At 71.4% G+C, this 13,834-nt stretch carries 12 protein-coding genes and 1 pseudogene; 5 read left to right on the top strand and 8 right to left on the bottom strand.

The genetic code is table 11. From position 1 onward, the window contains the following. Together ACWGI8_RS26115 and ACWGI8_RS26110 are read right to left on the bottom strand one after the other, a co-directional pair. The coding region (locus tag ACWGI8_RS26115; RefSeq protein WP_453664460.1) for a hypothetical protein at window positions 1-959 on the bottom strand (959 nt) is incomplete at its 3' end. 89 nt (window positions 960-1,048) lie between these two features. Beyond that, window positions 1,049-3,025 (bottom strand): acetoacetate--CoA ligase, encoded by a 1,977-nt coding sequence (locus ACWGI8_RS26110; protein ID WP_453664458.1) that lies wholly within the window; start codon window positions 3,023-3,025, stop codon window positions 1,049-1,051. A 241-nt stretch (window positions 3,026-3,266) separates the two neighbouring features. Between ACWGI8_RS26110 and ACWGI8_RS26105 the strand changes: the two genes are divergently transcribed. Continuing rightward, entirely contained in the window at window positions 3,267-5,624 is a 2,358-nt protein-coding gene (locus tag ACWGI8_RS26105; protein WP_453664456.1) for a glycoside hydrolase family 31 protein, read from the top strand. A 22-nt stretch (window positions 5,625-5,646) separates the two neighbouring features. Here ACWGI8_RS26105 and ACWGI8_RS26100 read toward each other — a convergent pair whose 3' ends face one another. After that, a complete protein-coding gene (locus ACWGI8_RS26100; RefSeq protein ID WP_453664455.1) occupies window positions 5,647-6,189 on the bottom strand; it encodes an NUDIX domain-containing protein in 543 nt (180 codons plus the stop codon). An 86-nt stretch (window positions 6,190-6,275) separates the two neighbouring features. Beyond that, on the bottom strand, window positions 6,276-7,103 hold the full coding sequence (locus ACWGI8_RS26095; RefSeq protein ID WP_453664454.1) for a M15 family metallopeptidase: 828 nt from the start codon (window positions 7,101-7,103) through the stop codon (window positions 6,276-6,278). Window positions 7,104-7,353: 250 nt separating this feature from the next. On the opposite strand from ACWGI8_RS26095, the gene ACWGI8_RS26090 reads away from it, so the two are divergent. From ACWGI8_RS26090 to glpK, 4 genes are all read left to right on the top strand, one after another. Then, window positions 7,354-7,806 carry a Zn-ribbon domain-containing OB-fold protein gene (locus ACWGI8_RS26090; RefSeq protein WP_453664453.1) on the top strand — a complete coding sequence of 151 codons (453 nt, stop codon included), beginning with the start codon at window positions 7,354-7,356 and terminating at the stop codon, window positions 7,804-7,806. A gap of 272 nt (window positions 7,807-8,078) precedes the next feature. Beyond that, complete coding sequence (locus ACWGI8_RS26085) at window positions 8,079-9,266, top strand: lipid-transfer protein (RefSeq protein WP_453664452.1); 1,188 nt, start codon at window positions 8,079-8,081, stop codon at window positions 9,264-9,266. Window positions 9,267-9,522: 256 nt separating this feature from the next. Continuing rightward, complete coding sequence (locus tag ACWGI8_RS26080; protein ID WP_453664451.1) at window positions 9,523-10,284, top strand: MIP/aquaporin family protein; 762 nt, start codon at window positions 9,523-9,525, stop codon at window positions 10,282-10,284. Between the two features lie 44 nt (window positions 10,285-10,328). Next, the gene (gene glpK, locus ACWGI8_RS26075; protein ID WP_453664450.1) at window positions 10,329-11,849 is read left to right on the top strand and encodes a glycerol kinase GlpK; all 1,521 of its coding nucleotides are present in this window, start codon (window positions 10,329-10,331) and stop codon (window positions 11,847-11,849) included. 89 nt (window positions 11,850-11,938) lie between these two features. Here the strand turns inward: glpK and ACWGI8_RS26070 are convergent, their stop codons facing one another. The 4 genes and pseudogenes from ACWGI8_RS26070 to ACWGI8_RS26055 all read right to left on the bottom strand — a co-directional run. Then, window positions 11,939-12,544, bottom strand: coding sequence for a GTP-binding protein (locus tag ACWGI8_RS26070; RefSeq protein ID WP_453664448.1), 606 nt, complete (start codon window positions 12,542-12,544; stop codon window positions 11,939-11,941). Continuing rightward, window positions 12,525-12,929: a DUF742 domain-containing protein gene (locus ACWGI8_RS26065; RefSeq protein WP_453664446.1), complete on the bottom strand. Its 405-nt coding sequence runs from the start codon at window positions 12,927-12,929 to the stop codon at window positions 12,525-12,527. Before ACWGI8_RS26065 ends, ACWGI8_RS26070 begins: the two co-directional genes overlap by 20 nt. A 10-nt stretch (window positions 12,930-12,939) precedes the next feature. Next, complete coding sequence (locus tag ACWGI8_RS26060) at window positions 12,940-13,374, bottom strand: roadblock/LC7 domain-containing protein (protein ID WP_453664445.1); 435 nt, start codon at window positions 13,372-13,374, stop codon at window positions 12,940-12,942. Beyond that, a pseudogene (locus ACWGI8_RS26055) lies at window positions 13,371-13,834 on the bottom strand (histidine kinase); the annotation flags it as partial. The pseudogene ACWGI8_RS26055 and the gene ACWGI8_RS26060, both read right to left, overlap by 4 nt.

The raw sequence follows: 13,834 nt of genomic DNA, 5'->3' as shown, positions 1-13,834 counted from the left end.
GCGCAGTACTCGACACCCGGCTCGGGGGAGAGCGGCTCTCCGGTGTCCGCGTCCGTGCAGTAGGCGCTGAAGACCTCGGCCTCGGTGAGCGGGACGAGGCGGCCGTGGTGGAGGCGCCAGCCGTGGAGCCGGTCGGGTGCGTCGGGTGCGGAGGTGCGGAGCACTACTCCCCCGGGGCTTTCGAGGGCGATGCCGACGGCGAGGACGGTGGCGAACTCCGCGCCCTCGGACGAGTCGAGCACGGCCGGTGAGGCGGCGGTGCGCGTCGCGTGGAGGACTGTCAGCAGCTGCTCGTCCCCGGTGGGGACGCTGCAGACGAGGTGGTGCGTGCCGGGGCCGGCGGTGTCGAGGAGTCGTAGCAGCAGCTGTGACGCGCGGTCGAATGCCGAGCGTCCGAGGTCCTCGCCGCAGTCCGCGCACGTGCCGAAGTCGCTCAGCAGTGATGTCGCGTACTCCCATGTGGCCTGGCGGACCGAGCGGTTGATGAGCAGGGGGACCAGATCGTCGATCGGCTGGCCCGTGTAGGCGACGGTGGCGCCGACGGCCGCGATCTCCGCGGTGTAGCGGCTACGGCTCGTCGAGGTGTCCGGGTCCAGTCCGGTCTCGGTGCAGAAGCGGGCGTAGTCCTCCGGGTCGAACAGGGCCACGGTGGTGTGCCCGCCCTGTGCGGACAGTGATCTGAGCAGGCCCTCGACCTGGTGGAGATAGCCGGGATGGTCGTCGAACGTGAAGGTCCGGTACCGGCACATGGCCGCGAAGTCCTGCTCGTCGACCAGCAGGCCGACGGTGGCCGGTACGTCGCGGCGCAGTGCTCGCCGCACGGACCGCTGCCGGTTCTTGGCACGCGTCTGGTTCTTGGTGCGCGCCTGATCGCTGGTGCGTGCCTGGTCGCTGGTGTGCGTGTGGTCGTCGGTGTGCGTGTGGTCGTCGGTGTGCGTGTGGTCGTCGGTGTGCGTCATGAATCCCCCTGGGTCCCCGTGAGCCCTGTTGATCAGTGCTCACTCACCGTAACCGTGAGCACTGACAACGTGACCTCGTGACCCGGGGATCAGGCGCGCTTGCGCGCCAGCTCTTCGTAGAAGCGCAGCAGGTCGAGGTTGTCGACCGAGCCCGGGTTGACCGCCTTCGCCAGTGCCGTGCCCTGGAGGAGGCGCTTGACCGGGACCTCGATCCGCTTGCCGGTGAGGGTGTGCGGGATGCCCGGGACCTCGATGATGTCGTCCGGGACATGGCGTGGTGAGAGCTGTTCGCGGATGGTCTGCTTGATGCGGGCGCGCAGGACGTCGTCGAGGGCGGCCCCGGGCGCGAGGTGGACGAAGAGCGGCATCCAGTAGCCGCCGTCCGGTTCTTCGAGGCCGATGACGAGGGACTCGCGGATCTCCGGGAGCCGTTCGACGGCTTCGTAGATGTCGGCGGAGCCCATGCGCACGCCCTGGCGGTTCAGGGTGGAGTCGGAGCGGCCGTGGATGACGACGGAGCCGTGGCCGGTGATGGTGATCCAGTCGCCGTGGCGCCAGACGCCCGGGAACATCTCGAAGTAGCTGTCGCGGTAGCGGCTGCCGTCGGGGTCGTTCCAGAAGTGGATCGGCATGGACGGCATGGGGTTGGTGACGACGAGTTCACCGACCTCGCCGATGACGGGCTTGCCGTGCGGGTCCCAGGCCTGGAGGTCGGTGCCGAGACAGGCCGCCTGCAGTTCGCCGATGTGGACGGGGAGGGTGGGTACGGCGCCGGCGAAGCAGCTGCAGACGTCGGTGCCGCCGCTGACGGAGGCGATCCACAGGTCTTCGCGGACCTCGTCGTGCAGCCAGCGGAAGCCGTCGGGCGGGAGGGGGGAGCCGGTGGTGGCGACGCACTGGATGCGCGAGAGGTCGTAGTCACGGCCGGGGTGCACCTCGGCCTTGCGGCAGGCCATGACGTACGCGGCGGAGGTGCCGAAGAGGGTGGCGCCGGTGCGTTCGGCGATGGCCCACTGGGCGCCGGTCTCCGGGAAGCCGGGGCTGCCGTCGTACAGGACGACCGTGGTGCCGGTGAGCAGGCCGGAGACGAGGAAGTTCCACATCATCCAGCCGGTGGAGGTGTACCAGAAGAAGCGGTCGCCGGGGCCGAGGTCGCAGTGCAGTCCGAGCTGCTTGAAGTGTTCGAGGAGGATGCCGCCCTGGGACTGGACGATGGCCTTGGGGAGGCCGGTGGTGCCGGAGGAGTAGAGGACCCAGAGCGGGTGGTCGAAGGGGACCTGCTCGAAGACGGGCTCCGTGTCGGACGAGGTGAGGTCGGACCAGGAGAGGGCGCCCTCGGGGGCGGGTGTGCCGAGCAGGGGGATGTGGACGACGGCGCGCAGGGTGGGCAGTTCGCCACGGAGTTCGGCGACCACGTCGCGGCGGTCGTGTTCCTTGCCGCCGTAGCGGTAGCCGTCGACGGTGAACAGGACGACGGGTTCGACCTGCTGGAACCGGTCGAGGACGCTGCGGGCGCCGAAGTCGGGGGCGCAGGAGGTCCAGACGGCGCCGACGGCGGCGGTGGCGAGCAGGGCGGTCACGGCCTGGGGGATGTTGGGCAGGTAGCCACTGACGCGGTCGCCGGGGCGTACGCCGAGGGCGCGCAGTTCCGCCGCGAGCGACCCGACCTGGCGGCGCAGCTCGGCCCAGCTGAGGGGCGTGAGGTCCTGTGTCTCGTCCACATGGATGAGGGCAGGCTCATGGGCGCGCGCGGGGTCCTCTGCGGTGCGCAGGGCGTGCTCGGCGTAGTTGAGGGTGGCGCCGGGGAACCACTGGGCGCCGGGCATGGTGCGCTCGCCCAGGACGCGCTCGTAAGGTGAGGAGAACCGCACGTCGAACCAGTCGGCGATCGCCCGCCAGAAGGTCTCCAGCTCGTCGACCGACCAGCGGTGCAGTGCCGGGTAGCCGCCCTCGGCCGGGGCACCGTACCGCTCCGCCGCCCAGGCCTGGAAGCGGGTGATCCGGGCGGCGTCGATGCGGTCGGCATCCGGCTGCCAGAGGGGGGCAGGGTTCGCTGCTGAGGTCATGGGGCGGCTCCCGGGCAACTGTGTGGCTCTGCGCGTGGTCGGCACGTGGTCTACGTGCGTGGGTCCCGCGCAGGGGCATGGGTGTGCCTTTTGCGCGGCTGACAGGGACGATGCCATGTGATCGTCTTCCGCACCAGGGTTCGCCACCCATGGTGGGGTGGCTGATTGTGTGCTCCCACCACGGGTGAACGGGAGTTGAACGGACCCCGCCAAGACCATGCCGGATGGCAGGGTGAGCAGCATGGACGGTCGTGAGCTGGTGCGTTCGGTGAGGGTCTTCGGGACGGTGCAGGGGCTGCGCGCGGCGCGGTCGGCGTGGCGCCGGCGGCGTACGGACGCATGGGGGCTGCAGCCGCGGGGATCGGAGCGTGCACGGGTGCCGGGCTCGGTGACCGGGGCGGAGCCACTGCCGGGCGGCGGGATCGTCCGGTTCGCCCGTTCTGAACTGCGGGTGCGGGTCACGGCCGCCGGCACCGTCTTCTGGGGCTGGGACGGTGCCGAACCCGAGCCGTCGTACGCGCTGGCCGGGGCGCCGCCCGAGCCCGATCCGCGCGCCGAGCTGGAGCCGGACAAGGACAGCGGCTGGCGGATCGTGTCGGAACGGGTCACGGTCGCGGTGTCGCGGTACGGCGCGGTCGAGATCCGGACACCCGGCGGGGTCGTCCTGCGCCGGGATCTGCCGCCGCGCTGGTGGGAGCCGGCGGGCGGCGGGCCCGCGCGCTGGCTGCAGCGCACCGAAGTCGCTGCCGACGCGCGGTTCTTCGGGCTCGGCGGCCGGTCGTCGGGGCCGCGGCTGCGGGACGGTACGTATCGGCTGTGGAACACCGATCCGCGCGGCAGCTTCGGTCCGGGCGACGATCCGCTGTACATCACGATGCCGGTGCAGCTGGTGGTCGCGGACGCCGGTACGCATCTCGCGTTCCTCGACAGCTCGTGGGAGGGGCAGGTCACTCTGCGCGAGGGCGAGGAGGGCGCGGGTTCCGGGCATGACCGGCCGGGCACCAGCGAGGTGCGGATGGGCGGCGGGCCGCTGCGCTGCTGGGTCGTCGTGGGTACTCCGGCGCGCGTCCTGCGCGGCTGGACGGCGCTCACGGGCGCGCCCGCGCTGCCCCCGGCGTGGGCGCTGGGCCCGCAGCACGCGCGCTGGGGTTTCGGCAGCGAGCGGGAGGTGCGGCGGGTGGTGGCGGGCTACCGGGAGAGGGGACTTCCGCTGTCGGCGCTGCATCTCGACATCGACCACTACGACGGGTACCGGGTCTTCACCGTCGACCGTGAGCGCTTCCCGGATCTGCCGGGGCTGGCGGAGGAGCTGCGTGCGGACGGGGTGCGGCTGGTGTCGATCGTCGATCCCGCGGTGAAGGCGGAGCCCGGGAACGCGGTGTACGACAGCGGTGCGGCGGCCGGGGCGTTCGTCCGGGACCCGCGCGGACGCGAGGTGCGTGGGGTGGTGTGGCCGGGTGAGTGCGTGTATCCGGACTTCACCGATCCGCGGGTGCGTGAGTGGTGGGGCGGCCTGTACGAGGAGCGGCTCGCGCAGGGCTTCTCCGGGGTGTGGCACGACATGAACGAGCCGGTGTCGTTCGCGCCGTTCGGCGATAGGACGCTGCCGCGTTCGGCCCGGCACGAACTGGAGGGGCGGGGCGGTGACCACCGCGAGGCCCACAACGTCTATGCGCTGGCGATGGCGCGGGCCGGTTACGAGGGGCTGTGCCGGCTACGGCCCGACGAGCGTCCCTTCCTGTTCTCGCGGTCCGGGTGGGCGGGGATGCAGCGGTACGGAGGGACCTGGTCCGGCGATGTGTCGACGGGCTGGCCGGGGCTGCGGGCGTCGCTCTCGCTCGTGCTGGGTCTCGGTCTGTGCGGAGTGCCGTACTCGGGCCCGGATGTGGGCGGTTTCGACGGCAGTCCGTCGCCCGAGCTGTTTCTGCGCTGGTTCCAGCTCGGCGCGTATCTGCCGTTGTTCCGTACGCATGCGGCGATCGACGCGGGACGCAGAGAGCCGTGGGAGTTCGGTCCGCAGGCCCTCGGTCACGCGAAGGCGGCGCTGCTCGAACGGGAGCGGCTGCGCCCGTACTTCGTGACGCTGGCGCAGCTGGCCCGGCTCACCGGCGCGCCGTATGTGCGGCCCGTGTGGTGGGGTGCGCCGGGCGACCGGGCGCTGCGCGACTGCGAGGACGCCTTTCTGCTGGGTGATGCGCTGCTGGTGGCGCCGGTGCTGGAGCGGGGAACGGACCGGCGGGCGGTGCGGCTGCCGCGCGGGCGGTGGTACGACACGGTGTCCGGGGAGGGGTACGAGGGGCCGGGCCAGGTGCTGCTGGACGCGCCCATGTCACGGATTCCGGTACTGGCGCGGGCCGGTGCGGTGATTCCCGTGCGCGGTGAGGACGGCGGGACCGAGCTGGAGGTGTGGGCGCCTGCGGCGGGGCGTACCGGGAGCGGTCTGGTGGTCGAGGACTCCGGTGACGTATCGGCGCGCCCGGAGGTGGAGCGGTACACGTCGCGACTGGTGGACGGCCGGGTGGTGGTGGAGCGGGTCGCGGCCGACGGGGCGGTGGCAGCGGGGCGTCCGGTACGGGTACGGGGTGGTGGCACCCGATAGGGCCTGATCCACCGGGCAGGCTCTACCGGTAGCGGCCCGCGAACCAGTTCCGTACGGCCGTGGTGTGCAGCGGGAACGCCAGCTCGGCGGGCTCGTACAGGACGTGCCAGCCCTCGGTCTCCTCTGTCGGGGCGGACGGCGGCAGGGCGGTCGCGGCGCGCTCCGGGAGCAGGCCGAAGAGGAGCAGGTGACCGCCGGGCGAGCTGAGCGCGTCGGCGAGCGTGACGTCCTCGCGGGCGGCCTCGATGCCGGTTTCCTCGTGGAGTTCCCGTACGACCGCGTGCTGCCAGTCCTCGGACTGGTCGATGAACCCGCCGGGCAGCGCGGTCCCGCCGCGCTGCGGTTCGATGGTGCGGGTGATGACGACGAGTCCGGTCCCGTGCCCGCCGGTGACGGGGAGCAGGGCGACGGCGACGGGCAGCGGATTGCGGTAGGCCGTGTCGCCGCAGGCGGCACAGGTGCGGGGCCAGCCTGCGGCGATCGGGTAGCGGGCCCCGCAGCTGGAGCAGTGGGAGTCCTTGATGTGCTTCCCGGGGTGGGCGGTGGGTTCACTGGGCTCGGTCACACGCGGACTGTACGCGACGCCGGACCCAGGTCGGCGGCCGGTGCCAGATCGGCGTCAGGTCGGTGTGAATTCGGTGGGAGGCGGTGTCAGGTCAGCGACCTCCGCGATACGGGGAAGTCGAAGTAGGTGTCGGGGAACAGTTCCGGCTTGTGGGTGAAGTGCCACCACTCCTCGGGCAGATTGACGAAGCCGACGTCGCCGAGTGCGTTCTTGAGGAGTTGGCGGGCGGCACGTTGCCTGCCCTGGATACGCGGGTCGTCGGTGTGCGACAGGGTGTCGAAGCAGTCGAACCCCGTGCCCATGTCGGCGGAGTTGTCGGGGAAGCGCTCGGACTGCGGTGCGTAGCAGGGGATGAGCCGCTCGCCGGGCACGTACGGACGGGTCTTTGCGGCCGGGAGCTCGACGAGGGTCAGGTCGACGGTGCTGCCACGGCTGTGGCCGGATTTCTCCGCGATATAGCCGTCCGCGAAGAGCCGGTCCTTCTCGACCTGCGGATAGAACTCCCCTTTCATGCGCTCGTCGTCCAGGTCCTTGGCCCAGCGCACGAAGTGGTCGACGGCGCGCTGCGGCCGGTAGCAGTCGTAGACCTTGAGCGAGTAGCCCTGGCGCAGCAGTTTCCGCTGGGCCAGGTGGAGTGCCTGGGCGGCCGGGCGGGTGAGGATACAGACCGGCTGCTGGTAGCCGTCGATCGGTTCGCCCACGAAGTTGTGCGCGGTGGTGTAGCGCATTTCCTGGATGATCGTCGGGTCCGCGGAGCGCAGCGCGACGAATTCGTCGGGGGCTTTCGGCTCGGGGGCCGAGCGGGCAGCGGCCGGGGAGACGGCGGTGGCGGCGGTGGCGGCGGTGGCGGAGAGCAGCGCCGCGGTGATGAGGGTCAGAGCGCGGGCGCGGATTGCGGAAGCGAGTCCTCTCATGCGCACCGTCTATCAGGTACGGGTGGCCGGGACCACCCCCGTGGGTTCCGGCCACCCGTTCATTCGTACCGGACGCCGTTGGGGCTTATCCGGTTCTCACTTTCGGCAGATCCGGAGAAAAGGTCCGCCCGGCCGGAAACTCGGTCGACCGGCGGCGGCCGCACAGGGGCTCGTCGTGCGCGCCGAGTCGTGGCACACTACAGCCGTTCTGACGATCCGTCAGTTACTGGCGGGCTTCCGGGGAGGGACCGTGGCGCGCACGCGCACACCTGTGGTGGACGGATGGTTCACCGAAGGCGACGACCAGCGGGAGTTCCGGCTGCTGGGCACCCGCTGTACCGCCTGTTCCGCGGTCTTCTTCCCGCGTGAGGACGTGCACTGCCGCAACCCCGGCTGCGCCGGCGGCGAGCTGGCGGAGGTTCCCCTGTCGAAGCGCGGCCGCGTGTGGTCGTACACGGACGGCCGCTACCGGCCGCCGGCGCCGTACGTCAGCGACCCGGACGCCGAGTGGGAGCCGTACACGCTCGTCGCCGTCGAGCTCGCTGCCGAGCGCATGGTGGTCCTCGGGCAGGCGGCACCCGGCGTGACCGTCGCGGACCTGAGCATCGGCATGGAGGTCGAGGTGGTGCCCGGGATTCTCAACGAGGAGGCGGAGACGGCCTGGACGACCTGGCACTGGCGTCCGGTGGAGGTGGACCGGTGAGCGACGGGCACGCGGCCGCCGGACCGCAGAAGACATCGATGGCCGCACCTCTGCGCCGCGTGGCCGGAGAAGCGAACGGGCGGACACAGTGAGCGACGGGCACGCGGCCGCCGGACCGCAGAAGACATCGATGGCCGCACCGCTGCGCCGCGTGGCCGGAGAAGCGAACGGGCGGACACAGTGAGCGACGGGCACGCGGCCACCGGGCCGCAGAAGACATCGATGGCCGCACCGCTGCGCCGCGTGGCCGGAGAAGCGAACGGACGGACACCATGAGCGACATCGCCGTGCTCGGCGCGGGCATGCACCCGTGGGGCAAATGGGGACGGAGTTTCGTCGAGTACGGGACCGCCGCGGCTCGGGCGGCGCTCGCCGACGCCGGAGTCCGCTGGGAGGACGTGCAGTCGGTGGTGGGCGCGGACACGGTCCGCTGCGGCTACCCCGGCTATGTCGCGGGCGCCACTTTCGCGCAGGCGCTGGGCTGGCAGGGCGCGCGCGTCGCCAGCGTGTACGCCGCGTGCGCGTCCGGGGCGCAGGCCGTCAACACCGCCAGGACGCAGATCCTGGCGGGCATGGCCGATGTGGTGCTGGTCGTCGGCGCCGACTCCGCGCCCAAGGGGTTCTTCGCCCCCGCGGGCGGCGACCGGCCGGACGATCCCGACTGGCTGCGCTTCCGCGTGCTGGGTGCCACGAACCCGGCGTACTTCGCCCTGTACGCGCGCCGCCGCATGGCGCTGTACGGCGACACCCTGGAGGACTTCGCGCAGGTCAAGGTGAAGAACGCGGCGGCCGGCGCGCTCAATCCGTATGCCCGCTACCGCAGGACCGTGACCGCCGAACAGGTCGCCGCGTCGGCCGTCGTCGCCGACCCGCTGCGGCTGCTCGACATCTGCGCCACCTCGGACGGCGGGGCGGCGCTCGTCCTGTCGAGCGTGGAGTACGCGCGCCGGAACGGCGTGGCCGACCCGGTCCGCATCCGTGCCGTATCGACCGTCACCCCGACCTACCCGAGGACCGTCCTCGATCTCCCGGACATCGCCACGGACTCGGCTGCCGCCGTGCAGCCGTCCCCACTGGGCTTCCGGGCGTCCATCGCGCGGGCCGCGTACGAGGAGGCCGGGCTCGGCCCGGAGGACCTGTCGCTCGCCGAGGTGTACGACCTGTCCACGGCGCTGGAGCTGGAGTGGTACGAGGACATCGGCCTGTGCGGCGCAGGGGAGGGCGCGAAACTGGTGCGGGACGGGGCGACGGCGCTCGGCGGTCGGGTACCGGTCAATGCGAGCGGCGGGCTCGCGTCGTACGGCGAGGCGGTCCCCGCGCAGGCCATCGCCCAGGTGTGTGAGCTGACCTGGCAGCTGCGCGGCACCGCGGGCGGGCGCCAGGTGGCGGGGGCACGCGCCGGAATCACCGCGAACCAGGGTCTGTTCGGCCATGGCTCGGCGGTCGTCGCGGTCCGCTGAAGCCGCTGGGCCCGGGTCGGCCCTCCCTGCGGACGAGTCGAGCACATGCTGTGAACTGCGGTTGCTGTCGGCGACCTTGACGGTGCAGTAACACCGGGGGAAAACTGCCTCTTCGTCGGCGCCGGTCCCGCTACCGCCGCAGTTCGACACGCTCACCACGCTCGTCACGGACGCCGGGCGGGGCATGGGACACCCCCTGTACTCCCCCGCCTTCGGCTCCGTTGCCATGGGAAACACACCCAGCCCTGGAGCCGCAATGAGCAACGCAGACATCTTCCTCGGTGAGGTCATCGGCACCGCGATACTGATCCTCTTCGGCGCGGGCGTGTGCGCCGCGGTCACCCTGCACCATTCCAAGGCGAGAGCCTCCGGCTGGATCGTCATCACCTTCGGCTGGGGGTTCGGCGTGCTGGCCGGCGCGTACACCGCGGCGCCGCTGTCCGGTGGCCATCTCAACCCGGCCGTGACGGTGGGCGTCGCGGTCGACACCGGCGAGTGGAGCAAGGTGCCGCTTTACATCCTGGCGCAGATGACCGGCGCGATCATCGGTGCCGTACTGGCCTGGCTGGTCTACTACGCGCAGTTCCAGGGGAACGCCGATATCAAGAACGCCCAGCCGACGCTCGGGATCTTCTCGACCGCTCCGGAGATCCGCAATCCCGTCGCCAACCTCGTCACCGAGACCATCGCGACGGTCGGGCTGGTCCTGCCGATCCTGGCCCTCGGGCGGAACGCCGGTATCGGCATCGGCCAGATTCCCGGCCAGCCGGCCGGAATCTACGGCTCCGGAATCTCGATCCTGCTGGTGTCGCTGCTCGTCGTCGGCATCGGTCTGTCGCTCGGCGGGCCCACCGGCTACGCCATCAATCCGGCGCGCGACCTGGGGCCGCGGATCACCCACGCGCTGCTGCCCATCCCCAACAAGGGGACGTCCGACTGGGGCTACGCCTGGATCCCGGTGGCCGGCCCGCTCCTCGGCGGTCTCCTCGCGGGTCTGATCTTCAACGCAGCGTTCTGACCATCCAACCGGGGGCTCGGCCCCCAGACCCACAAGGGGACGTCATGACGGACACCTCCCAGAAGTACGTCGCCGCCATCGACCAGGGCACCACGTCCAGCCGCTGCATCATCTTCGACCAGGACGGCGCGATCGTCGCCGTCGACCAGCGGGAACACCGTCAGATCTTCCCCAAGCCCGGCTGGGTGGAGCACGACGCCACCGAGATCTGGTCCAAGGTCCAGGCGGTGGTGGCGGGGGCGCTCGCCAAGGCAGGGCTGCGCGCCGGACAGCTGAGCGCGCTGGGCATCACCAACCAGCGCGAGACGACGGTCCTGTGGGACCGGGCGACCGGCAAGCCCGTGCACAACGCGATCGTCTGGCAGGACACCCGTACCTCTGCTCTCTGCACCGAACTCGGTGGCCCGGACGGGCAGGACCGTTTCCGTGAGGCGACCGGTCTGCCGCTCGCCAGCTACTTCTCCGGGCCCAAGGCGGCCTGGCTGCTGGACAATGTGCCGGGGCTGCGCGGCCGGGCCGAGCGTGGCCAGATCGCGTTCGGCACCATCGACTCCTGGCTGATCTGGAACCTGACGGGCGGCACGGACGGCGGGGTCCATGTCACGGACGTCACCAACGCCTCCCGCACGATGCTGATGAATCTGGAGACCCTCCAGTGGGACTCCTCGATCCTCGCGGCGATGAATGTGCCGGAAGCGGTCCTTCCGGAGATCAGGTCCTCGGCCGAGGTGTACGGGACGGCCGTCGGCCAGCTCCAGGGCGTGCCGGTCGCCTCCGCCCTCGGTGACCAGCAGGCGGCCGTGTTCGGCCAGGCCTGCTACGACACGGGCACGGCGAAGAACACGTACGGGACGGGAAGTTTCCTCCTGCTCAACACGGGAAACCGGCCGGTTCCGTCGAAGAGCGGGCTGATCACGACCCTCGGCTACAAGATCGGTGACGCCGCCCCTGTCTACTGCCTGGAGGGGTCGATCGCGATCACCGGCGCCCTGGTGCAGTGGTTCCGGGACCAGCTCGGGATCATCCGCAGCGCCGACGAGATCGAGACCCTGGCGGCGAGCGTCGACGACAACGGCGGGGCGTACATCGTGCCTGCCTTCTCCGGTCTGTACGCGCCGTACTGGCGGTCCGACGCCCGTGGTGTCATCACGGGTCTGACCAGGTACGTCACAAAGGCACACCTGGCGCGGGCGGTGCTGGAGGCCACGAGCTGGCAGACGCGTGAGGTCGTCGACGCGATGTACCAGGACTCGGGAGTGCCGATCACCACGCTGAAGGTCGACGGCGGAATGACCGCGAACCAACTGCTGATGCAGCATCAGGCGGATGTGCTGGGCGTACCGGTGATCCGGCCCAGGGTGTCCGAGACGACCTGTCTGGGCGCGGCGTACGCGGCCGGTCTCGCGACCGGCGTCTGGGGCGGTCTGGACGAGCTGAAGGCGCACTGGCGGCGCGATGTCGAGTGGTCGCCCCGGATGGCCGCGGAGACCCGCGAGCGGGAGTACGACAACTGGCGCAGGGCGGTGGAGCGCAGTTTCGGCTGGCACAAGGAGGACGGCGCGTAGGCCTGCTGTCCCGTACGAGCCACGGCCCGTACCCCTGTCGGTGGGGGTACGGGCCGTGTTACCTCGGTGGGGGTACGGGCCGTGTCACCTCAGGTGGTCGCGGGCTCGCGCTCCCGGGTGGAGCGCACCAGCGCGTGTTCCACGACCGCGACCAGTACCGACTTGACCGACTCACGGTCGCGGGCGTCGCACATCATCAGCGGCACCTCGGGGTCGAGGTCGAGTGCGGCCCGCACGGAGTCGGACGGGAAGCGGTCCGCGCCCTCGAAGCAGTTGACACCGACGGTGAACGGGATCCCCCGGCGTTCGAAGTAGTCGATGGCCGCGAAGGAGTCCTCCAGGCGGCGGGTGTCGGCGAGGACGACCGCGCCGAGCGCGCCCTGGGCCAGCTCGTCCCAGAGGAACCAGAAACGGTCCTGCCCCGGTGTGCCGAAGAGGTAGAGCACCAGGTCCTCGCGGAGGGTGATCCGGCCGAAGTCCATGGCGACGGTGGTGGTGCTCTTGGACTCGACGCCGTCGAGATCGTCCACGGGCCGGCCGGCCTCGCTCAGGGTCTCCTCGGTCCGCAGCGGCTTGATCTCGCTGACCGTGCCCACCAGCGTCGTCTTTCCGACCCCGAAGCCACCCGCGACCAGGAGCTTCAGTGTCACCGGCTCCACCGGCGGCTCCTTGCGGCTAGAGCGCCCGAAGACCATTGATCACCTCGCGGAGAATGCTCACGTCCGGCAGCTCGGCCGGCGGAACGGGACGGGTTACGTGGACCAGTGCGTCCTCGACGAGATCGCCCACGAGGACCCGGACCACCCCGACGGGGAGGTCCAGGCCCGCTGCGAGCTCGGCGATCGACTGGGGGATGCTGGCGCAGCGTTCGACGATCTCGACATGTTCGGGCGAGAGCGTCTGGTCGCGGCCGGGGTCGTCGGCGGCCGGCTCCGGCACGACGAGCGCGATGAGATCGAGCTGCTGCCGGGTCGTACTGCTCGTACGGCCGCGTGTCATCGCGTACGGACGGACCACCGGTCCCGCGTCGTCGTCGAACCAGTGGTGCGGCTGCTGGACCTGCTGTCTGACTTCAGTCATGCCGGTCCACTCACCCTCCGGCGGCCAGTCCGGTCCGTGGTGCCGTCGCGAGGTGGACGCCGACGCGCTTGACCATCAGCGTCATCTCGTACGCGACCTGGCCGACGTCGGAGTCGGCGTCGGACAGCACGGCGAGACAGCTGCCGTCGCCCGCCGCGGTGACGAAAAGGAAGGCGTCGTCGAGCTCGACGACGGTCTGCCGTACCCGTCCCGCGTCGAAGTGGCGGCCGACGCCCTTGGCGAGGCTGTGGAAGCCGGAGGCGACGGCGGCCAGGTGCTCACCGTCCTCCTGGGTGAGGTCCATGGACTTACCCGTCGCGAGGCCGTCGCCGGAGAGCACGAGGGCCTTGCGGATGGAGCCGACCCGCTGGACCAGCTCGTCGAGGAGCCAGTTGAGCTCGCCGCTCTTGGTCGTGTCGGGTGCTGCGGCGTTCGGTGCGGTCATCGACCGTTCCCCTCCGGTGTCGTTCCTGGTGCTGTCTCGCCGGGGCCGGTGGCGTCCTCGGCGTTCTGCCGACGCCCGCGCTGCCAGCCGCGTTGCAGCGAGGCCATGCGGACGCGTACTTCATCCGCGTCACGTTCGATGTCCTGTGCCTCGGCGCCGGCCGCTGCGGGCGTGCCGCTGGTGCGTCCGCCCGATGTGTCGCGCAGCTGCGGGGCGAGGCTGGCCTGGCGGACGCGGCGGGGCAGGCCGTTCAGCGTCTGCCCGGACGGTGTGCTCCCGGAGGTGGCGGCGGGGCCGGGACCCGAGGGCCAGGCAGGCGCGTCCCCGGGCCGCGCGGGGGCGTCGGCCGCGGGCGCCGGCGTGCTCCTGAGGGGCACGGGGCCGTCGGCCGAGCCGGTCGCCGAAGCGCTCGCACGGCCGGTGGGTGCCTCCCGTCGCCGGCCGGCGGGCGCCTCCGCTC

The sequence above is a fragment of the Streptomyces sp. NPDC054841 genome (genome assembly GCF_053611045.1).
The sequence above is the reverse complement of the archived record's forward strand: the minus strand, read 5'-3'. Positions and strand labels throughout refer to the sequence as shown.